The following is a 26195-nucleotide window of genomic DNA, read 5'->3' as shown; positions in this document are numbered from 1 at the left end:
GTCTCCAGTGTTGGGGGCATAGCTGCGCGGCCAGTGGCGCGAGCAACGTCAAGTCGCCATGGCCCGGCGCGCCGCCTGGGCCATGGCTTGAGGGTTATTTCTTCACTTCGATGTGGCCGCCGAAACCAAAGCGCATCGCCGAAAGCATCTTGTCTCCATAGGTGGCTTCCTGGCGGGAACGGAAACGCGCAAACAGCGAGCTGGCCAGTACCGGCACCGGTACGGCCTGCTCAACCGCTGCATCGATGGTCCAGCGACCTTCGCCGCTGTCGGACACCGAGCCGGAATAACCCGCCAGCTCGGGATCGGACACCAGCGCATCGGCCGTCAGGTCCAGAAGCCAGGAGGACACCACGCTGCCGCGGCGCCACACCTCGGCGATTTCCGCAAGGTTCAGGTCGTAGCGCTGGTCTTCAGGCAGTTGTGGGGAGTTCTTGGTCTTGAGGATGTCGAAGCCTTCAGCGAAGGCCTGCATCATGCCGTACTCGATGCCGTTGTGAATCATCTTCACGAAGTGCCCAGCGCCGGCAGGCCCCGCGTGGATGTAGCCCTTTTCGGCGCGCACGTGCTCGGCTTCGCGACCCTTGGTACGGGGGATCTCGCCCACGCCAGGAGCGAGGGTCTCGAACAGCGGCTCCAGGCGCTCGAAGACGGCGGTTTCGGCACCGATCATCATGCAGTAGCCGCGGTCCAGCCCCCATACGCCGCCGGAGGTGCCGACGTCTACATAATGCAGTTGTTGCTCAGCCAGCGCCTTGGCGCGGCGGGCGTCGTCTTTGTAGAAGGTGTTGCCGCCGTCGATGATGACGTCGTCCGGCTCCAGCAGGCTAGCCAGCTCGTTGATGGTGTCTTCGGTAGGGGCGCCAGCGGGCAGCATGACCCATACCGCGCGCGGCCGCTCGAGCTGAGCCACAAGATCGCCCAGGCTCTTCGCGCCTTTGGCTCCATCCGGCACCAGGGCCTGTACGGCTTGGTCATTACGGTCGTATACCACCGTGTGATGGCCGTTACGCATGAGGCGTCGTGAAATATTCCCACCCATGCGACCCAAGCCCACGATTCCCAATTGCATGCCGGTAACTCCAGAAAATGTAAGAAAAGCCGTTACAGCTTATAGCAGCCCGCCGCTGAAGGTTAGTCCGGAGCGCCTCCGGAAGGTTTCAGCAGCCCCAGGAAATCTTCCCGACAAACGGCAAGATGGCTCAAAGCCACGTGCGACGTGGGTTTGGCGCCATTTCCCTGCCGGGCAGGGCGACAACCTCAAAATAAAAAGTTCCCAAAGCTCATTAAAGAAATCAGAATCGGAGCCGATCAAGGATGTAACCCGGCGGGGAACCCCCCACGAGGTAATCCTTAACGTAGTGGTCCGCCATCTCGAGGTGTGCAATGGGTAACGTAGTCGTAGCAAAACAACCTCAAACGCTGTACGTCACTATCCGCCGTGATGAACTGCACGACCTCAAGGCCGAGCGCGATCAACTCAAGCGCAAGGTTGCCCAGCTCACCACCATGCTCGCCGGAGCCAACCAGGGCGTTCTCGACTTCGCCCCGGTCGCCCGCCTCGCCTGATGGCTACCACAAGGCGCGGCCCATCGGCCGTGCCTTGCAGGTTTTCAAGGTAGAACGAAGAACAGCTCCCTCGCATTAACCGGGTCGATCCGGCTTCGATAGATCTTCACCACTTCAGCATTACTCGCCGCCTGCGCCATTTGGGTATTGAGCCCAACGAATCGCTGGCTGGGGGTTTTCAAATGCGCGGCCAGGTATTGGCCATCTTCGGCCTCCAGGTTGGGGTAGTGGAAATGCGCATACCACAATGTGGCGCCACTCAGCTCCTGCACTGCATATTCCTGCACGATATCCTTACGCTTGCCTTGCCCTTTAAGCGCTATGCGACTGCCAAGCCGGCGGATCCGCGCCTCGCCCTCGTTCACCAGATAACGCACCCGGGCAATGGTCGGTAGCGAGGTTTTCGTCAAGCGAATACGCAGCGCGCGCCCCTCCTCCTTGAGCTTGACAGCCATTTCGCGCAATGCCTTGGCCTTCGCCTCCGCGCTGCCATAGCCCCGCACACCTACATCGGTTTCATTGATGCGAGTCAAGGCTCTGTCGATACGCTCGGCCACGCTCGATAGATCCCGGGCAGCGTTGTTCAGCAGTTCTTCTAGCTCCAGGGGAATCCGCGTGACCTGCGCCAGCCGAGGCGCCTGCTCCAGTTGGCGCCTGGCGCTCTCCAAACGGCGGTCGGCTTCCTGTACCAGGCGCTCGACATCGGCTTGGCCGGCGGTGCCGGAATCGCTGTCGGGGTCTGGCCGCGGCCCACCCAAGGGCTGCTGCACCCAATCGCCAAGGGCCTGATCATGGGAAAACCGCGCCACTACCGTGTCACCCAGCGGCGACACGATCTCGGCCACTTCCTCGGTCGGCTGGCCCGTTACCTTGCGGACCTTGGCAACCAGAGCGCCGCGGTTGCGAGTACGGATGAGCCTTGGCCCGCTACCCTTGCGCGGCGGCTGCTTGGTAGGCGGGGCCGTAACCTGTTCGGCGGTCTGCTTGATCAAGCTGCTGAGCCGCCCTTCTGCCTCCTCCCTGACTGCCACGATCCTTTCTACTAGCTGGTCCATGCCAGCGCTGACATACCTTGGCTCGAGCGTTTGCTTAAGCCATGCCACGGTATCTTCAGCGGCTTGATAGGTGCTGATAAGGCCGTCCAGCAGCTCAACGGCATGCCCTTCGGCCAGCGTTGGGTCCTGGGCGATTTCCCGGTGCGTGGTCATGCCGAGAACCAAAGGTGTCATTGCTTCACGCCACCCGTCACGCACCTGGTCGTCATGAATCATCGGCTCTTCGAGCAGGCTCAGCTGAATGTACAGGCGGAGTATCTGGTATTCGACCCTGCTGCGCAGCGAAGAAAACTTAGGCTTGAACTGCGCCAGCAGACGCGGCCCGAACACGGGTATTTCAGCCAGGCGCGAGAGCCGCTCTTCGAGCCGGGCTCGCCATAGCTCTGCCGCTTCAGCGCTTTCAATGTGTTCGTGGAGAAACGCAAACCACTCCCGAGCCTGCTGGGCGTTCATGAAACCCGCTTCCCCGCTCGAAGAAAACGCCGAGTGGGCTTTGAGGTTATCCAGCAGGCGCTCCCGGCTTAGGTACAGGTAGGAACCGCAGATGTTGATTTCCCCGCCCAAGGCGGTGCTGAGGTGGCGGCTGTAGTCACTGAGCGCCACTTTCTTGCCGATGGCCTCATAAGCGTCGCGCAAGCGCACGCCGTTGTCGAAAGCCTCCTCCAAGCGGTGCTGCTCGGAAATCCGCCGCGCTCGGGCGGTGGCCAGATCACCAGCCTTCACGGCGTTATCGATTACCCTCTCGCTCTCCTCTCCCCCCTGGCGGAAATGACGGTAGTTTTGCTCGATGTCTCGCAAATGCTGATCTGCCTGGGCGCGTAGCTGCTCATTCAACTGCCGTTGCTGCTCCAACCTGCGCTTGGGGCCGCCACCCCGCAGGCGCAAGCGTAAGTCGAGGCGCCAGCGCCCGCTTTCGTCCCGACGCAGCCAGGGCCCCTGGCGGTCTGCCGCGGCGGGGTCCAGCACCACGGCTTCGCCGTCGCCAGGGGTGACCTCGAACAATCGGCCATCTACCTGGGCCAGCCAGCGCTTGCCCACCAGCACCAGGCCGCGAAATGGACCGGAGGGCACCGGCGAGGGCAACTCGGCGGGCCCTTGCACCACTAGAGCCTCCAACCGCTCACGCAGCTGCGGGGTCAACGTCTGCACCGCGGTAGCCCAACGCGTATCCAACTCAGGAACCAAGGCGCGGGACCGGGCCCGCTCGGTGCCCGCCGCGATATCAGGCAACCCGCGGGTAAGCGCACGGTTAGCCCCTTCTGTCAGGAGCGCGAGAATCAGGACAAAGATCAGCTCCTCATTGCTGAAGGCGTCGCTCACTTCAGTGGCGTCGGCGGCGTTGTAATGTTCATCCAGTGAATGGCCGAGCTGGATCAGCCATGCCGCGGTGGCAGCAGTGCCGCTGATAAACGGCAAGGTTTGATTGAACAACAGCCACCCCAACTCCCGGGCCGAGATCCAGAAGCTTTCCCGGTTAGACACGCTCTGCCGGTCAGCGGCGAGGGTGATGGCTTGAACCACACCGTCATAAAGCGCGTCGAGCGGGTCGCCCTCTACCGCGACCGGCATCAGCCTGGCTGGTGCTATCGCCGGCGCCGGGGCGAATTCGTCGCCCAGGCCGAAGCGCAGCCAGTGTGGCGCTTGCAGGCCGCCGTCGCGATAGCGCGCCTGGGCCGTATCGCTGAGCCAAGTCAACACGGTATGGCGCAGCTCAGGCTCGGCGACGATAGCGTCCATCAGCGCGGCGCGCTGTGGGAACTGACGCAGCGGCTCTCGCCCCAGAGGTGTATAGAGAACCGTCGTGCTACCGACGGCGGGATCGAACAGCACGAACATGCCGGCTACAACATCGGGCGCCGCACCTGGGGTCGCTTCCAATGCCAGGCGAGCCACCATCGGGCGAGCGCCCTGCGGGGTACCGCTAAACGCCCTGCGCACCAAAGCGATGCCCGCTTCATCCACCCCGCTTTCGCCCCTGAGCTTGAGTTCCAATGCCAACAGCGGCACCTGCGCCGCCACGGTCGCCTTGAACACCTGCCTGCGCCTGGCCGCCTGTGGCCCGATGCTCAGCGCGCCCCGTAGCAAGCCCAGGTAGCTGGAGCCCACGTCGATGGCCTGTACAAGTGCCAAGGCGCTAGTGTCGTCCAGCCAGGCGGGCAACGTCTTGCCTGGCCGGGGAGCCACCTCCATCCAGCCTGGGGGCCTTCCTCCGGTATTCAGCAAGCTCAGGTCGACCAGGCTGATCTTCTGTTCTTCCAGCGTCACCGTGCCTCCGCCACCGGCGATCGAGATAAGCGCATCATCGGAGCGAGAGAAAATACTCACAACCACGTCATCGGGGTCGTGCAGGGGGGCTTCGGGATGCTCGATCGCGGCTTGTTCGATCAAGCGCCGTCGTGCATAGGCTTGCACTGTCGGGATACCTGCCAGGAACGGCATTCCTGCACTGGCCTGCTGCGCCTGCAGCACTTGGCGCAACGCCAGCCCATAACGCAGCCGGTCAGGGTCGCTCGCTTGTGACAGCCACTGGGGCAGGCGCGACGAGATGGCCTCGCTGCGTTGGGCATGCGTGGCGTTGTCGAGCAGCAGGGCTGCGGGAAACGTATTCATCACCGCTTCGAACGTAGCAGGGTCGGCATGGGCGTTGCGCATCTCCACCGCTCGAGCGCGCTGCCGGGCCAGATGACCGTCGAGTATTGCCCCAGCCCAGGCACCGAAAATATCCTGCGTGAGCGGATGCTCCTCCCCTTGGGCCGGCTCGAAACCCGCGTCCGTTTGCCCCAGGTAAGCGGTAAGCGCTGCCAGGCGGTCGAAGCTGGCAAAGCCCCGGTTAGGCGAATATAGCACCCAGGCCGGTGTTGGCCCGCTTCGCTCTATCAGCAGCATCGGCACCGGCCACTCTATTGCAAACACCAATCGCGCCTGCCAGGCCTGTTCCTCGGGGTGCCTGGCCTGCGGATCAACCGGGCGAAGGCCAAGCGCCATCGCGACGTGCGGGGCATGCGCGGAGTCTACTGTGCCAGCTACCGTGGCGGCCCGCAGCCCATGAGAAGCCCTTCGGCGCAGGTCGTCGGCGAGCCATGCCCAAGGGCTCTGCCCGTCTGGCCCGGGCTGCCCCCAGAATGCCGCCAGCCGATCGCACCAGGCATCCACGATAAAAGGTCCGATCAGGTCAATTTCTTCAGCTAGCGCTCTGAGGTTGGCGGTGAGGTGCCGGGGGTATTCGCTACCCGGGTGCTCAGTGACGAAATTGAGTTCCGTATAGAGGTCGATTGGCACGCCGGTCAGGTAGCGTTGATACACCACTTGAGCTAGCGGCTGCAGCGCATAACCAATGAACGTTTGCTCGTCGCCAGAGGTGCGCCACAGGCTGGTGCCAAGCGTGAGGGCTTCTGGCTGAGCGGCTTCTTTGATCGCCATCGCGACCGTCGATCGCAACAGGTCACAGGCCACCATGGCGAGGGTGGGTTGGGCAGCCATACGCTGCACCACTGGGCCTGAAAGGCGTTGGATGAACACATCTGAGTCAGTCAAGGTCAGGGCTCCTTCGAAGATGAGCCCCAGTCTTGTCTGGGGTGCCCTGGCCGGGGCAGTACGGGGGTACTACCTCGGCCTGCGGAGGGTCAAGGCAGGGACAGGAACAACTGTCGGGCCAACACCGGGTCGATCCGGCTGCGGTAGATGCCCACCACTTCCTGATCATTGCGTGCCTGCTGCAGCTGTCGCTGGTAGCCGTCGAAACGTTGGGTCACCGTCTTCAGGTGCGCGACGGTGTAGTGCTCAGGCGCAGCGCTGGCGGTGTCGTAGTGAAAATGGGCATACCACAAGGGGTGTTGCTGACGGTCGACGATCTCATACTCCTGTATGAAATCCCGGCGCCCCTGCCGCCCTATGGGAGCCCGGCGGCCGATGCGGCGAATGCTGACCTCGCCGGCATCGAACAGGAACTTTACCCGCCCTGCCGTCGGCATCATGCTCTTGCTCAGCTCGATGCGTGCCTCGGTACCGATGCGCCGGGCGGTGCTCGCCTGGGTTCGCAACTCCCGCGCTTTCACCTCTGCCGATCCATGCTCTTCAGTGACTGCATCGGTGAGGTTCATCCGGGTCAGGGCCAGCTCTACCCGTTCAGCCAGCGCCTCCAGGCTGGCGGCACGCAGGTGGTACTGGTCTTCGATGTCGGCGGGTACACGCGTGGCTTGCTTGAAACGGTTGATCTGGCTTTCCTCGCGCCGTGCAGTCCTCAGTGCCTGGTCGGCCTCCCTCACCAACGTATTGAGCCTCAGGTTGCTCTCCGGGGAGGGGCGCAGCGGCTCACGTGCCGGTTTGCTCCAGAGGCCGGTGGTAGCGTCCTGACGCCAACTGGCTAATACCCGACCGTTGGATACGACTTCCGCGATCATCATTTTCGTTTGTGGATCGGTGCGTACGTGCGCCAGGACCGATCCGCCGTCGGCCGTGCGAATGACCTGGAGCTCGCCCCTGCCCTCAGTGGCCGGCTGCTCGCTTGGGCCAGGCCCTCCATCCGGGCGCCTGGCACCGCCGCGCGACCCGCCTGGCCTCGTGGCCGGCCGTGGACGCGGCTGGCCGGTACGCCGCCCCGCCTGGGTGGATCGCGCAGGCTCGGCCGCGGTGCTGCGTATCAATTCGCCCATACGCTGTTCGGCATCTTTGCGCAGTGCCGCAATCACCTCCTCCAACCGGCGCATCGCCGGTGATTGCTGCTCGGGCGTGAGGGTCTGCGCAAACATCCGAAGCGCATCTTCGCCCCGCTGGTAATGATCGATAGCGGTGTCGAACACACGAGTTCTTTCTTCCGGGGTGAGCGCGGTGTTCTCAACAGAATCAGCATGTGAGGCCGAGTGCACCAGCACCGGCTCAAGAACAGAATGCACCTGCTCGGCCAGTGCCGGTGTTTCGCGCAGAGGCTCCAGCATAAGGCCCAACCGGCAGTAGACCAGGGACGACCACAGCTGCAGCACTGAGTTAAACGTCTCTACGCTATTGCGATTGGCTTCCAGTGTTCTCGCGCCCAGGCCAGGGAAGGCGTTGATCACCTCGATGGTCTGCTGGTGCTTCTGAAGATAGGTGACCGCATGTTCCGTAAGCGTTTCGAAGTGCAGCAGGAACGCCTGCCAGCGCTGGATATCCTCGGCAACCGCTTGGTGCAGGGCCGCTTCACCCGTGCCAAGGTAAGGCGACTCGTCAAGATACTCCCGGATGAGCGTGGACAAATTATCGGTGATGACTTTGCTCAAGTGCATCAACCGCGCGGAAAGCTCGCATATGCGCTCGGGAAAATTAGGCAGCGGCGAGCTCCCATGCAGCGCCTTGTAGCGGTCGATAAGCTCAGCGCACTGTTCGTAGCCTTCACGCAAGATCCTATCGAACTCTGCCCGGCGCTCGATCTGCGGCTGGTCGGCACGGGCGGCTGCATCGACCACCTCAGCCAGCGGGTTGGCGCGATCACGCAGGGCGTCGAAGGCCGGAATGGCCTGGGCGTAAATCCTCTCGGCTTGTTCGCGATCTCGCTGGTTCTGGCGGCGACGGACTTCAATTCTGCTCTTAGGCCCGCCGCCGCGCAGGCGCAAACGCAGGTCGAGGGCCCAGCGACCTACCTCGTCTCGGCGTAGGTAGGGGCCTGGTTCTCCCTGGGGCCCGATGATTTTCGGCTCTCCCTCTGCGAAGTTCACCGCGAAGAACTGGCCTTGCCACGACCACAACAAGCGGTTGTCATGCAGGTACAAGCCTTGGGTTGGCCCATGGGGTATGGGGCTCAGTTCGCGCAACGGCGGCTCGGCGCGCAAGGCCGCCAGCGCGGCCACCTGTCGAGGCTCGAGCGCCAGGGCGGCGTTTGCCCAGGCCAGGTTGAAATCCTGCGGCCGGCGCATCGCCGCTTGTTCATCGACCGGCTCCTCGCTCAACCGTGGCAGGTCGTTCGTGCCCACCCCCAGCGCCGGGACCGCTGACTCGCCCGTAGCCAGGGGCCCGTTCACACCTGGCCCAGCAGCTATCTCGCCCGGCTCGACCTCCCCCTCGCTTTCGATCGCATGCCCGCCCTGCTCGTCGAGCGGCCAGTGGAAGGATTCGCTCATCAGCAGCATCACCACACTGAACAGCAAACTGTTGCGCGCGTCTTGCGCGGTTGTGCCGGTTTGCTCGCTGACCTGAAGGTAATCGCCGAACTGGTCGCTGAGCTGGATCAGCCAGCCGGCCGTGGCCAGCGGCCCACTGAATACGGGAAGCAAGCCGTTGAACAGCGTCCAGGCCAGCGTTCCCAACGATACCCAGCGGTCTTCGGCGTTGGACACCGTGCGCCGCTCTGCCATATCTACCAGCGCGGTGACCACTTCCCGGTAAAGCGTTGGCAACACGGGCCCCACCAAGGGCGTCAGCACTGGCCGAGCCGGCTGCGGCTGCTCCAGCGGCGCGAACTCGTCGCCCTGGCCGAACCGGGCTACCCGAGGCGCCCGCCAACCGCCGTGGCTGTAACGCGTGCGACCCAGGTCCGTCATCCAAAGCAGGGCTTCGTCCTGCAAATCCCCGGGCGCGGCGAGGTCCTCCCATAGCTCGTCGAGAGAACCGTACTGCCGTAGCTGCTCGGTGTGCATCGGCCGGTACAACACACAGGGGCCGGCGGTCTTGTCTGGCCGGGTAAACACATAGGTCGCGGCGATCGTGTCCACGCCATAGGCCGCCCCGGCAGTGATACCCAGGCTCATCAAGCGGGTGGTGTCTTCAACGGGCCTGGCTCCAACTCCCGCTTCTACCAGGTGGTAGCCGTGACGGTCCATGCCGTACGCGCCCCGCATGAGCAGCTCCCATGCCAGCAGAGGCAGTTGCGTCGCCACTTGGTCACAAAAGGAAGCCGAACGCTCGGCTACCTCTGGGCCCTCCACCAGGTGTTCGCGCAGCAGCGCCGGGTAGGTCGCACCCACGTTTATCTGCCGGACCAGCGCCTTGAGTTCCGTGCCATCCAGCCACGATGGTAGCGTCGTGCCCGGCTTGGCTTTTACCTTGAGCCAACCATGGCTATGTGCCGCGAGGTTATCGATGGCGAGATCGGTAATGCTGACGGGGTCCTCGCGAAACTGTGGCTCCCACGGGCCGCCGGTGATGGCGATCAGATCCTGCACCACATACTCGAGTGACGCTTCGATATTCTCTGGCATCAGCGCTGGGCCGTCGGGGTGGGCGCGTGCGGCCTCTTCACGCAGACGGGTCAGCGCATAGGTTTCCAGCGTGGGAATATCCTCGAGAAACCAACGGTGAGGGGTTTGATTGCGGGTAATCGCGATCTGCGCCAGGGCTCCGGCGAAATGCCAACGATCAGCGGCAGGAGCCCGCCGCAACCATAGCGGCAAGCTCCGTTGCAGCCACCCACGGGCACGGGTCGCGATTTGCGTATCCAGTGCGTAGAACCCGGTCAGCGCTTCGGTGGCAGCCTTCAACCGCTCGAGGGCCAGGCCATCTCCCGCGCTCTGCAGCCGCTCGCTTAGGGTGGTGACCTGGATCAGCTGGGTTTGCAATAGTGTGCGGGCCAAGGCATCGAACACGTCACCTTCCACTTTCACTCGGCGGATGTAAACGCTCTGCGGGGAGTGCTTATCGAAGACTGTATTCAAGGCCGTCAGCAGGGCTTGAGTGGACTCGAAATACCTCAGCCCGGTTCTGGGCGAAAACAACATGAAACCCTCGACTTGTTCACTCAACGGCAGGCTGATCAATAGATAAGGGTCAAGCCGCACGTCGAGCGGCAGGGCCGCGCTGCCGCGCTCGGCTTGCAGCAGGCACGTATCGATCCGCCTGCCTGGCAGCACCTCCGTCGTCGTTTCGCTGGTGCCCCGGGCGGCAACCGTCAGCCCTCCCAGGTACACCGGCGGGGCAATACGCCGGTCCAGCCGGGCCACCTCCAGCGCATGCACGAAAGCCCGACGCAAGTAGTCGCCCATCCACTCCCAATGGGTTTTTCCCTGCGTATCCGCTTCGCTCCAAAACTGCACAAGCTCCTGTTTGAACGCTGAGATCAACGAGGGGCGTAGCGCATCCAACTCCTCGGCCAGGCGACCCAGGTGCAGCTGCAACGGCACCCATCGCTGGTTCTGCCACTGCAGCGCCTGCTGGTAACCGGGCACGATAGTCAGGACCCCATCGCGCACGAACAGATCGATCAGCAGCTCCGGCAGGATCAGATACTCCACTTCGCCAGTGGGCGAGACCTCCGCTGGCCAGCCCAGGGCGACGTCCAGCGGGTTCAACCGTACCGGAGGGTCAAGACGGGCCAGGGCCTCGGCCACCATGGCCGAGGCGGTGAGGAGCAGGCTGGGTTGGTCGCGAAAACGTTTGACCGCTTCCCCGGCCAGGGGAGAAAAGTCGCTTACCGCAATGGAAAGGCTTGGAAGTACAGGCATGACAGGCTCCGGTCAATGGTGGAAGGCCAATACCACCTCACCTGCGGCCAAGCCCTGCGGTAGCCCCTTACCGCTTCGTTTAACCCGCCGTTGAAATGAAACTCTCCTACACTCAAAACGGGCCGGTCCGAGGCAGGCAAATGCAAAGAAATCCGAAACTTCTGAAGGGCCGTCGGGTCAGCTTTACAGTGAGCGGCGCGCACCTTTGCGGCGGGCCCTCGCCCACCCCTCCAGGAGCGTGCAACACCCCGGTTTCGTAGCCGTGGGGCCGGTAGTCGACCGGCCATGGGGATCGGATTAGAAAAACCAGAAATCTGCCAGAAGTTATTTACGCTACGGGAGCAAGTTTAATGATCAGTGCCGCTGTCGAAACTCACGGAGAGCGCTTCAACCAGCAGGTCAGCGAGGCCCCCTCGTTGCCTGGCATTACTTCGACCAGCAAGGTACTGCAACCAGATCACATGGCGAACCCGAACCGCAAGAAAGTGCTGTTCGTGACGTCCGAAATGGCGGATCTGATCAAGGCCGGCGGCCTTGGCGATGTCTCGGCGGCATTGCCCCGGGCCATGAGCAAGCTGCACGACGTGCGCATCCTGATACCGGGCTATCCGCAAGTGTTGGAAAGCGATAACCCGATCCATATCGTTGGCGAGTTGAGCGGCCATGCCGCGCTGCCGCCGTGCAAGGTCGGCCGCATGGACACCCCCGACGGGCTGGTGATCTATGTGCTCATCTGCCCGGAGCTGTACGACCGTGCGGGTAACCCCTATGGCGCCACCAACGGCCGCGACTGGCCAGACAACCACATCCGCTTCGCCCGCCTGGGCCTTGCCGCCTGCGACATCGCCGCCGGCCATGGCATGGTCCACTGGAAGCCCGACCTGGTGCATGCCCACGACTGGCCGAGCGGCCTGGCACCGGCCTACATGCACTGGCGCGGGGTCAACGTTCCCACCCTGTTCACCATCCATAACTTGGCCTACCAGGGTGTGGTGAGCCTGGCATGCTGCCCCGAGCTGGGCATTCCCGAGCACGCCCTGCAGCAGGAAGGCATGGAATTCTACGGCAAGTTGTCATTCCTCAAGGCGGGGATGGCCTACGCGAGCCATATCACGACCGTAAGCGCCACCTACGCCCAGGAAATCACCACGCCTGATTTCGGCTGCGGCCTGGAAGGTTTCCTCACTAGCAAGGCCCATCAAGGCCTGCTGAGCGGCATCCCCAACGGCATCGACGAAAGCTGGGACTCCGCCACGGACCCACACCTGGTTTGCCCCTTCAGCCTCAACGACTGGGACGGCAAGGCGGTGAACGCCGACCACGTGCGCAACCTCTTTGGCCTAGAGCCGTCGAACGGCCCGCTCTTCGCGGTTGTATCGCGCCTGGTGTACCAGAAAGGCCTGGACCTGACCGAAGGCGTCACTGATTTCATCGTCCGCTCCGGCGGCCAGATCGCGATCATCGGCCGCGGCGAGCCAGAGGAAGAACAGGCGATGCGCGACCTCGCCAAGCGCTACCCCGGCCAAGTGTCTGCCCGCATCGGCTTCAACGAAACCGACGCACGCCGCATGTTCGCCGGCAGTGATTTCCTGCTGATGCCGTCCCGCTACGAGCCCTGCGGCCTCAGCCAGATGTATGCGCAACGCTTCGGGTCGCTGCCAGTGGCACGCAAGACTGGCGGCCTGGCCGACACCATCGAGGATGGCGTCACCGGTTTTCTCTTCGATGAACCTTCCGTGGGCGCCTATGAAGCTGCCTTGAAGCGAGCATTCTATGCGTTCAGCAAGCCCGACTTACTCAATGCCATGCGCTGCCGCGCGATGACTCAGCCGTTTAACTGGTCGCAAGCCGTCGAGCCCTATGCAGCGCTTTATACCAAGCTGGTAAATCGCGCCCATGGGCGGGCCGGGCGGCACTACTGATCGAGGAGTGCCGTAATGGCTGATCAACAACTGGTTCCCTGGGCGCACGGGGCAACCCGCCTGGGCGACGACTTGACCCGCTTCGCCCTGTGGGCGCCCGACGCCAAGCGTGTGAGCGTGGTATTCGACGACGGCGAGGTTCTGGCGATGTCCGCTGAAGCGGACGGCTGGTACGTCGCTGAAAGCGATTGCTCGGCGGGCACCGCCTACCGCTACGAGATCGACGGGGAGCTGCAAGTGCCGGACCCCGCCTCCCGTGCCCAGCAAAGCGACGTGCATTCGGCCAGCGTGGTGGTCGACCACCAGAGCTACCCTTGGCGCCAGGCGCAATGGCAAGGCCGCCCCTGGCACGAGGCGGTGATCTACGAAGTGCATGTAGGGCTGATGGGCGGCTTCGAAGGGGTGGCCAAGCAACTGCCGCGCCTGGCTGCCTTGGGCATCACGGCCATCGAGCTGATGCCTATCGCCGAGTTCCCCGGCGACCGTAACTGGGGCTACGACGGCGTGCTGCCTTATGCCCCGGAGCATGCCTACGGCACGCCGGACCAACTCAAGGCGCTGATCGACACGGCCCACGGCCATGGGCTGATGGTCATCCTGGACGTGGTCTACAACCACTTTGGCCCGGATGGCAATTTCCTCGGCCAATACGCCAAGGGCTTCTTCCGCCATGACAAGCACACGCCCTGGGGCGATGCGATCGACTTCCGCCGGCCGCAGGTGCGTGAGTTCTTCATTGGCAACGCCTTGATGTGGCTGTTCGACTACCGCTTCGACGGGCTGCGCTTCGACGCCGTGCATGCCATCGAAGACCCAGACTTCCTCCAGGAAATGGCCCGCCGCATTCGCAAGGCGACCCCTTCGGGCCGGCACATCTGGCTGAACCTGGAAAACGAGCACAACGAGGCGCATCTGCTACAGCAGGGCTTCGACGCCCAATGGAACGACGACGGCCACAATGCGCTGCACGTGCTGCTTACCGGCGAGCATGAGGCCTACTACGCCGAATACGCCGAGGACACCACCGCCAAGCTGGCTCGCTGCCTGGGCGAGGGCTTCGTGTATCAAGGCCACACCACCACCCAGGGCGTGGCGCGGGGCGAACCCAGCGGCCACCTGCATCCCTCTTCCTTTGTGCTGTTCCTGCAAAACCATGACCAGATCGGCAACCGGGCATTCGGCGAACGCCTGGTGCAGCTCTGCCCGGAGCCGGCCTTGCGCGCGGCAACCACGTTATTGCTGGCTTCGCCGATGATCCCACTGATGTTCATGGGGGATGAATGGGGCGCCTCCGAGCCGTTCCAGTTCTTCACCAGTTTCCATGGGGAGTTGGCCGAGGCGGTGCGCAACGGTCGCCGTGCCGAGTTCAAGGCGTTCAACGCCTTCCAGGACCCGCACCTGCGAGAGAAAATCCCGGACCCCAACGCCCCGGCCACCTTCGAAGCCTCCCGGCCAGCCTTCGAGGATTTCGCCAAGCACCAGCGCGGGCCCTGGGTCGAGCTTTACCTCCACCTGCTCACGTTGCGCCGGCGCGAACTGTTCCACCGCCTGGCAGGTAGCCGCTCGCTGGGCGTGACGGTGCTGGGCGACAAGGCGGTTTCTGCCAAATGGCGCCTGCGCGACGCAACGGTGTGGCAGATCGACCTGAACCTGGGCGAACAACCGGTGCCAGCGCAACTGCCCTTCGAAACCTATCACTTGTTCGACAGTCGCGGCCCGGGTGCTCCACTGGAATCATCCAGCGTGCTGCCTGGCTATACCGCCCTGGTCAGCCTGATTCCCGCTGATGCCCCGGAGGCAGCCCATGAGTAACCAGGCCCTGGAGCAACTCGCCGAGCGCGCGGGTATCGCCATTGAGTGGACCGACGCCAACAATCGCCCGCAGCGCGTATCGCCAGAAGTGCTGCGCAAGGTCCTGACCGCGCTTGGGTATCCAGCGAGTACCGACGAGGACGTCGCCGCCAGCGTGAAGAATGCACAAGAGCAAGCAGACAGCCATGAGCTTGCGCCGCTGTTGACCGCCGACTACGGCCAACCCCTGTCTTTGCAGCGTTGGTTGCCCGCGGGCGCTGCCTGCACGGTGCTGTTGGAAGACGGCGCCACCCTGGAACTGCGCCTGGACAGCCAGGGCGCGTTGCCCGGCATGCTGCCGGTGGGTTACCAGCAAGTACGGGTGGAAGGCCAGCACTTTACGGTAGCGGTGGCCCCGGCGCGGTGCTATGGCGTGGCCGATGCCCTGGAAGCCGCCGCCCCGCGCGCTTGGGGGATCGGTGTTCAGTTGTATTCCCTGCGCCGCCCCCACGATGGCGGCTTCGGCGACACCCAGGCGCTGGAAGCGCTGGTTCGCGCCGCGGGAGAACGCGGTGCCGACGCAGTAGCGATCAGCCCGATGCACGCGATGTTCAGCAGCGACACCACTCGCTACAGCCCCTACTCCCCTTCCAGCCGGTTGTTCCTCAACAGCCTCTATGCAGCGCCCGGTACCGTGCTGGGTGAGCGGGCCCTGCGCGCGGCCATCGAGCGGGCCAACCTGGAAAGCACCTTCACCGAGTTGGAAAACCTTGAGCTGGTGGATTGGCCAAAGGCCGCTGAAGCCAAGCTGCGCCTACTGCGAACGCTGCACGAAGACTTCGGCCAGGGTGAGCACCCGATGCAGGAAGACTTCGCCAGCTTCCGTCATCGTGGTGGCGAGGCCCTCGCCGACCACTGCTGTTTCGAAGCCTTGCAGGCTGAGTGCGCGCGGCGCGGCGAGCCGCAGGACTGGCGACAGTGGCCACCCGCCTGGCGCGACCCACGCAGCGCGGAGGTAGCCCAATTTGCCCAGGCCCATGCCCAGGAAATCGAGTTCTACGCCTTTGGCCAGTGGCTGATCGCCCGGAGCCTGGAGCGTGCCCAAGACGCTGCCCGCGCCAGCGGCATGCGCATCGGCCTGATCGCTGACCTGGCGGTGGGCGCCGACGGTGCCGGCAGCCAGGCCTGGAGCCGTCAGGACGAGCTGCTGGCCGCGCTCACCGTGGGCGCACCGCCAGACATTCTCAACCGCTCGGGGCAAAGCTGGGGCATCTCGGCGTTTTCGCCCGAGGGCTTGAAGCGCCATGGCTTCCGCGCCTTTATCGAGATGCTGCGGGCGAACTTCGCCCATGCCGGCGGCTTGCGTATCGACCATGTGCTGGGCCTGAACCGGCTATGGGTCATCCCCCAGGGCGAAAAACCCACGGAAGGCGCCTACCTGCACTACCCGCTCGATGACCTGCTGCGGTTGCTTGCGCTGGAGTCGTACCGCCACAAGGCGATCGTGCTCGGTGAAGACCTGGGCACCGTGCCAGACGGCCTGCGCGAAAAGCTCGCCGCGCGCGACATCCTCGGCATGCGTGTGCTGTTGTTCGAGCAATACCATTCCGGCGCCTTCAAGCCTTTGCTCGAATGGCCGGACAATGCCCTGGCTACCACCAGCACTCATGACCTGCCCCCCCTCAAAGGTTGGTGGCGCACCAACGAGATCGACTGGAACCGCCGCCTGGAACTGATCGACGAAAAGACCGAGCGGGAGTGGCGGCAAACCCGGGTGGCCGAGAAGAACGGGCTTGAGCATATCCTCAAGCAGGATCCGCAGAACTTCGCCGACGAGCATCACGAGCACGACATCGCCGACCACATCATCGATGCCAGCGTGCGCTTTATCGGCCATACCCGCGCACCGCTGGTGCTGTTGCCGATCGAAGACGCCCTGGGCCTGGTGGAGCAACCCAACCTGCCCGGCACCATAGACGAACACCCCAACTGGCGTCGCCGCCTGACAGGAACCGGCGCTGCCTTGCTTGACCAGCCCGACCCGGCGCGGCGCTTGGAACTCCTTGCCGTAGCCCGCCGCCAAGCTCATGAGCGTGACCGATGAAACCATTTACCGCCAGCATCCGGCTTCAGTTCCACAAAGGCTTCACCCTCGATGATGCAGTCCCGTTGGTACCTTACTTCGAGCGGCTTGGCATCAGCCATGTGTATGCCTCGCCCTTGCTCAAGGCCCGCGCTGGCTCCATGCACGGCTACGACGTAGTCGACCCCACCCAGATCAACCCCGAGCTCGGTGGCGAGCCTGCCTTGCGCCGGCTGGTCGCTGCGCTGCGCGAGCGCAGCATGGGCCTGGTGCTGGATATCGTGTCCAACCACATGGCCGTGGGCGGCTCGACCAACCCCTGGTGGCTGGACCTGCTCGAATGGGGCCGGCGCAGCCCTTACGCCAGCTTCTTCGATATTCAATGGCATTCCCCGGATCCCCTGCTCGAAGGGCAGCTGTTGATCCCCTTCCTGGGCAGCGACTACGGCACCGCGCTGCAGAAGGGGGAAATCCCCCTGCGTTTCGACGCCGAGACCGGCAGCTTCTTCGTGGAGCACTACGAGCACCGCTTCCCGATCAGCCCGCCCGACTACGCCAATATTCTCAGCATCGCCGTGGACAACCGCCTGGAGGCGCTCGGCGAGCGATTCGGCGAGCTGGCCCACGCTTCCGATGCCTATACCGCCGCCCCGGCGCTGCGCCAGGCGTTGGCTGACCTGGCCGCCGAGGGCGCGGTGTTCCGCGCGCTGGAAACCGTGCTCAAGCTGTACGACTCCACGACCCCGGAAGGCTTCGAGCGCCTGCATCGGCTGTTGGAGCGGCAACATTACCGCCTGGCCAGCTGGCGTACCGCAGCGGACGACATCAATTGGCGGCGCTTCTTCGACATCAACGAACTGGGCGGCCTGCGGGTCGAGCGCGCGGAAGTGTTCGAAGCGACCCACGCGAAGATCTTCGAAATGGTGGCCGAAGGGCTGGTGGACGGTCTGCGCATCGACCACGTCGATGGCCTGGCCAACCCCCGTGCTTATTGCCGCAAGCTTCGTCGCCGTGTGCAGCGGCTGCTGGCAGCGCGACCGGCCCAGGCGCAGGTCGAGCACTTCCCGATCTACGTGGAAAAGATCCTCGGTAATGGCGAGCAGCTGCACCGCGAGTGGCAGGTGGACGGCACTACCGGATATGAATTCATGAACCAGGTCTCGCTGTTGCAGCACGACCCCCGCGGCCAGCAATCGCTGACCGACCTTTGGGTCCGGCTCAGCGGCCGCAGCGCCGACTTCATGGAAGAGGTGCGCGCAGGGCGCCGCTTCGTGCTGCATGGCACCCTCGCCGGCGATTTCGAATCGGTTGCCCAGGCCCTCTTGCAGGTCGCACGGGGCGACCTGATGAGCCGCGACTTCACCTTGGGCAGCATCCGCCGCGCCCTGGAAGCGTTGATCGTTCACTACACCGTTTACCGGACCTACATCACCCCTTGCGGCCGCCCGGCCCAGGATGAGCCCTTCTTCGTCCAGGCCGTGGAGGGCGCTCGTGCCAGCATGAGCGAAGGCGACTGGCCGGTGCTGGACTTCCTCGTGCGCTGGCTTGGCGGGGAGCCCTGGCGCTCGCTGCCGCGCGGCCGCCGTCGACAGATGTTGCGCCTGGCCTGTGTGCGCTTCCAGCAGCTGAGTTCGCCCACTGCTGCCAAGGCCATGGAAGACACCGCGTTCTATCGCAGCGCGGTGCTGCTGTCGCGCAACGACGTCGGCTTCGATCCAGAGGTGTTCAGCGCGCCGGCCGAAGCCTTCCACCAAGCTTGCCAAGCCCGCGCCGAAGCGTTCCCACGCAACCTGCTGGCGACCGCCACCCACGACCACAAGCGTGGCGAAGACACCCGTGCGCGGCTGGCGGTGATCAGCGAGCGCAGCACCTGGTATGGGGCACTCATCACCCATTGGCAGGCACTGGCCAGCAGCCTGCGCGGCGAATATGCCGATGGCCCGGCGCCGTCCGGTGGCGACGAAGCCATGCTCTACCAGGCCCTGCTGGGCAGTTGGCCGCTGGACCTGGGCGCTGAGGATTCGACGGCCCTTGAGCAGTACGCCGAACGAATGCTCCAGTGGCAGCAGAAGGCACTGCGCGAGGCCAAGCTGGTCAGCAGCTGGAGCGCGCCGAACGAGGCGTACGAAGGCGCCTGCAGAGATTTCCTGCATAACCTGCTGACGGCACCGAGCGCACTGCCGCTGCGTCAATCCATTGTTTCTGCGGTGCAGGTACTGGCACCCGCCGGCGCCTTGAACAGCCTTGTGCAATGCACCCTGAAGGCCACCGCGCCAGGGATCCCCGACCTGTATCAGGGCACCGAGTACTGGGATTTCAGCCTGGTCGACCCGGATAACCGGCGGCCCGTGGACTACACTGCCCGCAGCGTTGCCCTGGGGGAAGAGCAGGCGGCGCCCGCGCTGCTGGGCCATTGGCAGGACGGCCGGGTCAAACAGGCGCTGATCGCGGCGCTGCTCCACGCCAGGGCGCAGCACCCGGCACTGTTTCTGCAAGGCGACTATCTGCCTTTGGAAACTGGCGGGGAGCAGGCGAACCGGATCGTGGCGTTCGCTCGTCACTATCAGGGCCGCTATGCCATCGTGGTCGTGCCGCGCCTATGCAGCGATTTGCTCAGCGAGGGGGAGCTGCTGATTCCCGCGGAAAAATGGGGGGATACCTATGTCCGGCTTCCTGAAAACCTTTTGCAGCCTGAATTTAAGGGACTTTTTGCAACTCAGGCAGTCACATTGGACAAGGACTTGCGGATGAGCGCGGCGCTGAAGGAATTCCCCGTCAATCTCTATCTACAAAGTGACTCGTGATCAGGAGCATGGATATGAGCGTAAGCGATAAGCGCATTGAAGAGTTTGCCTACTATATCTGGGAGTCCGAAGGGCGCCCGGAAGGCCATGCCTCGCGGCATTGGGAAATGGCGCGCAAGCTCGCCGAGGCCGAGGACAAGGCCCCAGCCAAGTTGCCAAAGAAGGCACCTAAAAACCCTAACAAGGGTAGCGCCGTTCAAACGGCTGCCAAGGCTCCGGCTCCGGCAGCCGCCCCAGCCCGTGCCAAGAGCAGCAAGCCTTCGGGCAAGGCTGCCGCCAGTAACTCCGCGGAGGCGCCGAAGGCACCTGCCAAGGCCGCTCCGAAAGTAGCCGCCGAGAAAAAACCTCGAGCTGCGAAAAAACCCGCGGCCAGTTGATCCGCACCCGGCGCGTCGACACGACGGCCGCCGGGTCACACCGAAGTAGTGCCCCGGCCGCTTCAAGCGGTCGTTCGGGCTTGCGTACTCCCGCGGTCCAGCCGCCTCCACACCACTTTCTTTTTTCTAGCGTTTGAAACGTGAAGGACACCCCATGAGCCGGCAAAACAAACCCGAACCCGCCGCGGACAGCAGCTCCGCCAATATCCCTGCTTCTGTTATCGATCCAACGCGCATGCGCGAGGGCCTACCCTTCCCGCTCGGCGCCACCTGGGACGGGCTGGGGGTCAACTTTGCGCTCTTTTCCGCCAATGCCACCAAAGTGGAGCTGTGCCTGTTCGACCCCAGTGGCGAACATGAAGTCGCCCGCATCGAGCTGCCTGAATACACCGATGAGATCTATCACGGCTACCTGCCAGACGCCCACCCGGGGCTGATCTACGGCTACCGCGTGTACGGGCCCTATGACCCGGAGAACGGTCATCGCTTCAACCCAAACAAGCTGCTGATCGACCCCTACGCCAAACAGCTGGTCGGTGAACTGAAGTGGTCCGAAGCGCTGTTCGGCTACACCATCGGCCACCCCGACGGCGACCTGAGCTTCGACGAACGCGACAGCGCCCCCTTCGTGCCCAAGTGCAAGGTGATCGACCCGGCCTATACCTGGGGCCAGGACCAGCCAGTGCGGGTGCCATGGGACAAGACCGTCATCTACGAAGCGCATGTGCGTGGCCTGACCATGCGTCACCCTTCGGTGGCCGAGCCGGTACGCGGCACCTTTGCCGGCTTGAGCAACCCAGATGTGCTCGACCACCTGAAAAAGCTGGGCGTGTCTTCTATCGAGCTGTTGCCGATCCACGGTTTCGTCAACGACCAGCATTTGCTGCAAAAGGGCCTGAACAACTACTGGGGCTACAACTCCATTGCGTTCTTCGCGCCCCACGCCCGTTACCTGGCCAGTGGCAAGATCGCCGAGTTCAAGGAAATGGTCGCGCACCTGCACGATGCCGGCCTGGAAGTGATCCTCGACGTGGTCTACAACCACACCGCCGAGGGCAACGAACAGGGCCCTACCCTGTCCATGCGGGGGATCGACAACGCGTCCTACTACCGCCTGATGCCCGATAACAAACGCTTCTACATTAACGATTCCGGCACCGGCAACACCCTCGACCTGAGCCACCCCTGCGTGTTGCAGATGGTCACCGACTCGCTGCGCTACTGGGCCTCGGAAATGCACGTGGACGGCTTCCGCTTCGACCTGGCCACCATCCTGGGGCGCTATCACGACGGTTTCAGCGAGCGCCACAGCTTCCTCGTGGCCTGCCGCCAGGACCCGGTGCTGCGTTCGGTCAAGTTGATCGCCGAGCCGTGGGACTGTGGCCCCGGTGGTTATCAGGTGGGCGGCTTCGCACCCGGCTGGGCCGAGTGGAACGACCGCTTCCGCGACACTGTGCGCGCGTTCTGGAAAGGCGACGACGGCAAGCTGGCCGACTTCGCAGCCCGCATGACTGGCTCCGGCGAGCTGTTCAACCAGCGCGGCAGGCGTCCGTTCAGCTCGGTCAACTTCATCACCGCCCACGACGGCTTCACGCTCCGGGACCTGGTGTCCTACAACGAGAAGCACAACGAAGAGAACGACGAAAACAACCAGGACGGCACCAGCAACAACCTGTCCTGGAACCATGGCGTGGAAGGCCCCACCGACGATCGCAACATCGTTGAACTGCGCCTGCGGCAAATGCGTAACTTCTTCGCGACCCTGCTTTTCGCCCAAGGCACGCCAATGATCGTGGCCGGTGACGAGTTCGCCCGCACGCAAAACGGCAATAACAATGCTTACTGCCAGGACAGCGAAATCGGCTGGGTGAATTGGGACCTGGACGAAGACGGCACCCAGCTGCTCAAGTTCGTGCGCCGCCTGACCAAGCTGCGCCTGGCCTACCCGATGCTGCGGCGCAACCGCTTCCTGGTGGGCACCTACAACGAAGAAATCGGCGTCAAGGACGTGACCTGGCTGGACCCGCAGGGCAACGAGATGACTTCCGAGCAGTGGCAGGAAGGCCACGGCCGCGCGCTGGCGATGCTGCTCGATGGCCGCGCGCAACCCACGGGCATCCGCAAGCGCGGTGACGACGCCACCTTGCTGATCATCGTTAACGCGCACCACGACGTGGTCAACTTCAAGCTGCCGGAAGTCCCGCAGGGCAAGCACTGGAACTGCCTCGTCGACACCAACCGGCCCGCGCTGCGCGAGCATGAACCGCTGACCTTCGGTAGCGAATTCATGGTCACCGGCCGCTCGTTCCTGTTGTTCGAGCTGCATCGCGAAGAAGAGGATTGACCGATCCACTTACAAGCGTAGTGACGTAGCGGCCGGGCTTGCCCACGACTGGGCCTGGCACCGTGTAACGCCCGGTCGCCGGCAAGCCGGGCGCTACGAAGAGCGAGCGTAAGGGTCTGTAGCAGCCGGGTTCGCCCGCTACTGGTCTGACCACCGCGTCACACCCGGTCGCCGGCAAGCCGGGTGCTACGTTTTCGAGGCATAGGTGCCAGGGATCTGGGCGCCTGTCTCGGATAAAGCCGCTGGCAGGGCGCTCGGAACTGCTTTTGCAAAGGCCAGTCTTAGCCTATGACCCTTTTCGTTTCGAGGAGCGACCGTGTACGCCGAACCAGCCGAGGGTGCCAGCAACCTGCATGGGGGCGCTAAACGCGACCGTGAAGTCCATCGTATACGGGTGCTCACGGTCAATACCCATAAGGGATTCACAGCGTTCAACCGCCGTTTCATCCTCCCGGAATTGCGCGAGGCGGTGCGAAGCACCAGCGCCGATATCGTGTTCCTCCAAGAAGTGCTTGGCGGCCATGACCGCCATGCCACGCGGTTCGCCAACTGGCCGCAGATGTCCCAATACGAATTCCTGGCCGACAGCATGTGGCCTGAGTTTGCCTATGGCCGTAATGCGGTATATCCGGACGGGCATCATGGCAACGCTCTGCTGTCCAAATACCCGATCCTGCATTATCGCAACCTGGACGTGTCCATCACCGGGCCGGAACGCCGCGGCTTCCTGCATTGCGTGCTACAAGTGCCTGGGCATGAAGATGGGGTGCACGCCATCTGCGTGCACCTGTCGCTGCTGGAGCATCACCGTCAACAACAGCTGCAGTTGCTGCGTCAGCTTCTGGATTCCTTGCCAGCACATGCACCGGTAATCATCGCAGGGGATTTCAACGACTGGCAGCTCAAAGGCAACGCTACCCTCGCCCGCCAGGGGGACCTGCACGAGGCCTTCGAGCACAACCTGGGGCGGTTGCCGAAAACCTATCCCGCGCGTTTTCCGATGTTACGGCTCGACCGCATCTACCTGCGCAACGCCACCAGCCACGAGCCGCGGATACTCGGCACCAAGCCTTGGACCCATCTCTCGGACCACCTGCCCCTGGCGGTCGAAGTCCATCTCTGACCCTGCATACCGCGTGCTTGTAGCTACAAGGAGCGGGCGCAGCTCGCCAGCGCGGTACACCTGCCAAAGAAAAGGGCGCCGGTTCGCGGGCTTTGCCCGCTCCTACAGCCATTGCGGCGTGCTTGTAGGAGCGGGCGCAGCTCGCTACTGCGGTACACCTGCCAAAGAAAAAGGGCGCCGGTTCGCGGGCTCTGCCCGCTCCTACAGCCATTGCAGTGTGCTTGTAGGGGCAGGCGCCGCTCGCTAATGCGGTACACCTAACGAAGAAAAGGGCGCCGGTTCGCGGGCTTTGCCCGCTCCTACAGCCATTGCGGCGTGCTGTAGGAGCGGGCGCAGCTCGCTACTGCGGCACACCTGCCGAAGAAAAGGGCGCCGGTTCACGGGCTTTGCCCGCTCCTACAGCCATTGCAGTGTGCTTATAGGGGCAGGTGCAGCTTGCTAATGCGGTATACCTGCCAAAGAAAGGGGATGGTTCGCGGGCTTTGCCCGCTCCTACGGCCATTGCGGCGTGCTTGTAGGAGCGGGCGCAGCTCGCTAATGCGGTACACCTGCCACAGAAAAGGGGACGGTTCGCGGGCTTTGCCCGCTCCTACGGCCATTGCGGTGTGCCTATAGGAGCAGGCGCAGCCTGCGAAACGCGAGCGCGGCGTATCAGGCTATCAACCCTCCAGGCGGGCCTGCTTGACCACCTCGGGCTGCATGATCAACACACCCAGCGGCGGCAGGTTGAGGGTCAGCGAATGGGCCTGGCCATGGCTTTGAATAGCCTCGGCGAGCACACCGCCGCTGTTGCCGTAGTTGGAACCGGCATACACCTCCGCGTCGCTGTTGAACACTTCGCCCCAATACCCTTGCGCCGGCACGCCGATGCGGTAGGCCTCGCGCGGCACCGGGGTGAAGTTGGCGACCACCAGCAGCGGCTCACCCTGCCGGCTCCAGCGCAGCCAGGCGTACACGCTGTTGACCGAATCGTCGCCGATCAGCCACTGGAAGCCCTGCGGCAGGCTGTCCTGCTCGTGCAGCGCGGGCTCTTCGCGATACAAGCGGTTGAGGTCGCTTACCGCCTGTTGAACGCCCTTGTGCTCCGAGTACTGGGTCAGGTACCAGTCCAGCTGGTGATCGTGGTTCCACTCCCGCCATTGGCCGAATTCGCAGCCCATGAACAGCAACTTCTTGCCCGGGTGAGTCCACATGAACGCCAGGTAAGCCCGCAGGTTGGCAAATTTCTGCCAGCGGTCGCCGGGCATTTTGTCGATGAGGGACTTCTTGCCATGCACCACTTCGTCATGGGAAATGGGCAGCACGAAGCGCTCTGAGTAGGCATACACCAACCCAAAGCTCAGCTCGTTATGGTGATGCTGACGATGGATCGGGTCGTTCTGGATGTAATGCAGGGTGTCGTGCATCCAGCCCATGTTCCATTTGTACGAGAAGCCCAGGCCGCCTTGCTGTGTGGTCTGGCTCACGCCCGGCCACGCCGTGGACTCTTCCGCAATCACTAGCGCACCGGGGGTTTCCTGTGCGACCACGTCGTTGAGGTGGCGGAGGAATTCAATGGCTTCGATGTTTTCTCGGCCACCGTACTGGTTCGGTATCCACTCACCCGCCTTGCGGGAATAATCCCGGTACAGCATGGAGGCCACCGCATCCACACGCAGGCCGTCGATGTGGTAGTGCTTCAGCCAGTGCAGGGCCGAGGCGATCATGAACCCATGGACCTCGGTGCGGCCCAGGTTGTAGATCAGGGTATTCCAGTCCTGATGGAAGCCTTCCAGCGGGTTGTCGTATTCGTACAGCGCGGTACCGTCGAACCGGGCCAGGCCGTGCTCGTCGGTGGGGAAATGCGCTGGAACCCAGTCTAGGATTACCCCGATCCCCGCCCGGTGGCAGGCGTCCACGAACGCCGCGAATTCATCTGGCTCACCAAAGCGCGCCGAGGGTGCGAATTGCGACAGCGGCTGATAGCCCCAGGAACCACCGAAGGGGTGCTCCATCACCGGCATCAACTCGATGTGGGTAAAGCCCAGTTGCTGGATATAGGGAATCAACCGACCCCCCAGTTCACCCCAGCGGTATTGCCGGCTGACTTCGCCGGCTTCGTCCGTTTCCACCATCCAGGAACCGGCATGCAGCTCGTAGATCGACAGCGGCTTGTCCACACCAGCGTTAGTCTGGCGCTGCTCCATCCAGGCCTGGTCGCCCCACTGATGGTGCAACCGGGTCGCGACACGAGAACCGGTGGCCGGCGGCAGCTCCGTCCAGCGAGCAAGCGGGTCGGCCTTGAGCGGCAGGATCCCGTGCTGGCCCAGCACTTCGTACTTGTAGATCTCGCCCACTTGCAACGCGGGAATGAAGATCTCCCACACGCCACTGGGGTGGCGCAGGCGCATCGGATGACGGCGGCCATCCCAGCCGTTGAAATGGCCGACCACGGAAACGCGCCGGGCATTGGGCGCCCAGACCGAGAAACGCACGCCTTCCACGCCATTGACGTTGATGACCTGCGAGCCCATGGCATCGCTCAAGTTGCGGTGGTTGCCCTCGGCGAAGAGGTAGAGGTCCATCTCGCCGAGCTGTTCATCGAAGCTGTAGGGGTCGTGGCAAACCTGCACCCCGGTGGCCCAGTGGATTTTCAGCCGGTAACCCCGGGCGTCCGTTACCTTGCCCGCGAACAGCCCCGGTACCGAGGGATGTTCTTCAAGTTGGCCGAACACCTCGT

At 63.6% G+C, this 26195-nt stretch carries 11 protein-coding genes and 1 pseudogene; 8 read left to right on the top strand and 4 right to left on the bottom strand.

Going from position 1 to position 26195, the window contains the following annotated elements:
* Nucleotides 1-94 precede the first annotated feature (94 nt).
* Nucleotides 95-1075: pseudogene (gnd, locus tag OGL93_RS21595) on the bottom strand (phosphogluconate dehydrogenase (NAD(+)-dependent, decarboxylating)); the annotation flags it as partial.
* A 311-nt stretch (nt 1076-1386) separates the two neighbouring features.
* On the opposite strand from gnd, the gene OGL93_RS21590 reads away from it, so the two are divergent.
* Complete coding sequence (locus OGL93_RS21590) at nt 1387-1569, top strand: DUF6026 family protein (RefSeq protein ID WP_263265063.1); 183 nt, start codon at nt 1387-1389, stop codon at nt 1567-1569.
* Nucleotides 1570-1613: 44 nt separating this feature from the next.
* On the opposite strand, the gene OGL93_RS21585 is transcribed toward OGL93_RS21590, so the two are convergent.
* Together OGL93_RS21585 and OGL93_RS21580 are read right to left on the bottom strand one after the other, a co-directional pair.
* Nucleotides 1614-6158, bottom strand: coding sequence for a DUF6543 domain-containing protein (locus tag OGL93_RS21585; protein ID WP_263265061.1), 4545 nt, complete (start codon nt 6156-6158; stop codon nt 1614-1616).
* An 89-nt stretch (nt 6159-6247) separates the two neighbouring features.
* On the bottom strand, nt 6248-11032 hold the full coding sequence (locus tag OGL93_RS21580) for a DUF6543 domain-containing protein (protein WP_263265059.1): 4785 nt from the start codon (nt 11030-11032) through the stop codon (nt 6248-6250).
* A 350-nt stretch (nt 11033-11382) separates the two neighbouring features.
* Between OGL93_RS21580 and glgA the strand changes: the two genes are divergently transcribed.
* The 7 genes from glgA to OGL93_RS21545 all read left to right on the top strand — a co-directional run bounded on the left by glgA (nt 11383) and on the right by OGL93_RS21545 (nt 23476).
* Nucleotides 11383-12954 carry a glycogen synthase GlgA gene (gene glgA, locus OGL93_RS21575; protein WP_263265057.1) on the top strand — a complete coding sequence of 524 codons (1572 nt, stop codon included), beginning with the start codon at nt 11383-11385 and terminating at the stop codon, nt 12952-12954.
* A 15-nt stretch (nt 12955-12969) separates the two neighbouring features.
* Nucleotides 12970-14766, top strand: coding sequence for a malto-oligosyltrehalose trehalohydrolase (treZ, locus tag OGL93_RS21570; RefSeq protein ID WP_263265055.1), 1797 nt, complete (start codon nt 12970-12972; stop codon nt 14764-14766).
* Nucleotides 14759-16849, top strand: a complete 2091-nt coding sequence (malQ, locus tag OGL93_RS21565) for a 4-alpha-glucanotransferase (protein WP_263265053.1) — start codon at nt 14759-14761, stop codon at nt 16847-16849. Before treZ ends, malQ begins: the two co-directional genes overlap by 8 nt.
* Complete coding sequence (locus OGL93_RS21560) at nt 16846-19632, top strand: malto-oligosyltrehalose synthase (RefSeq protein ID WP_263265051.1); 2787 nt, start codon at nt 16846-16848, stop codon at nt 19630-19632. Before malQ ends, OGL93_RS21560 begins: the two co-directional genes overlap by 4 nt.
* Before the next feature lie 14 nt (nt 19633-19646).
* Nucleotides 19647-20009: a DUF2934 domain-containing protein gene (locus OGL93_RS21555; RefSeq protein ID WP_263265050.1), complete on the top strand. Its 363-nt coding sequence runs from the start codon at nt 19647-19649 to the stop codon at nt 20007-20009.
* A 235-nt stretch (nt 20010-20244) separates the two neighbouring features.
* Nucleotides 20245-22353, top strand: a complete 2109-nt coding sequence (gene glgX / locus OGL93_RS21550) for a glycogen debranching protein GlgX (RefSeq protein ID WP_263265089.1) — start codon at nt 20245-20247, stop codon at nt 22351-22353.
* Nucleotides 22354-22702: 349 nt separating this feature from the next.
* Entirely contained in the window at nt 22703-23476 is a 774-nt protein-coding gene (locus OGL93_RS21545) for an endonuclease/exonuclease/phosphatase family protein (protein WP_263265088.1), read from the top strand.
* Between the two features lie 659 nt (nt 23477-24135).
* Here OGL93_RS21545 and glgB read toward each other — a convergent pair.
* Nucleotides 24136-26195, bottom strand: a 2060-nt coding sequence (gene glgB, locus OGL93_RS21540; protein WP_263265048.1) for a 1,4-alpha-glucan branching protein GlgB, incomplete at its 5' end; no start/stop codon positions are given.

Source organism: Pseudomonas sp. RIT-PI-S (genome assembly GCF_025642975.1).
Lineage (GTDB): Bacteria > Pseudomonadota > Gammaproteobacteria > Pseudomonadales > Pseudomonadaceae > Aquipseudomonas.
The sequence above is the reverse complement of the archived record's forward strand: the minus strand, read 5'-3'. Positions and strand labels throughout refer to the sequence as shown.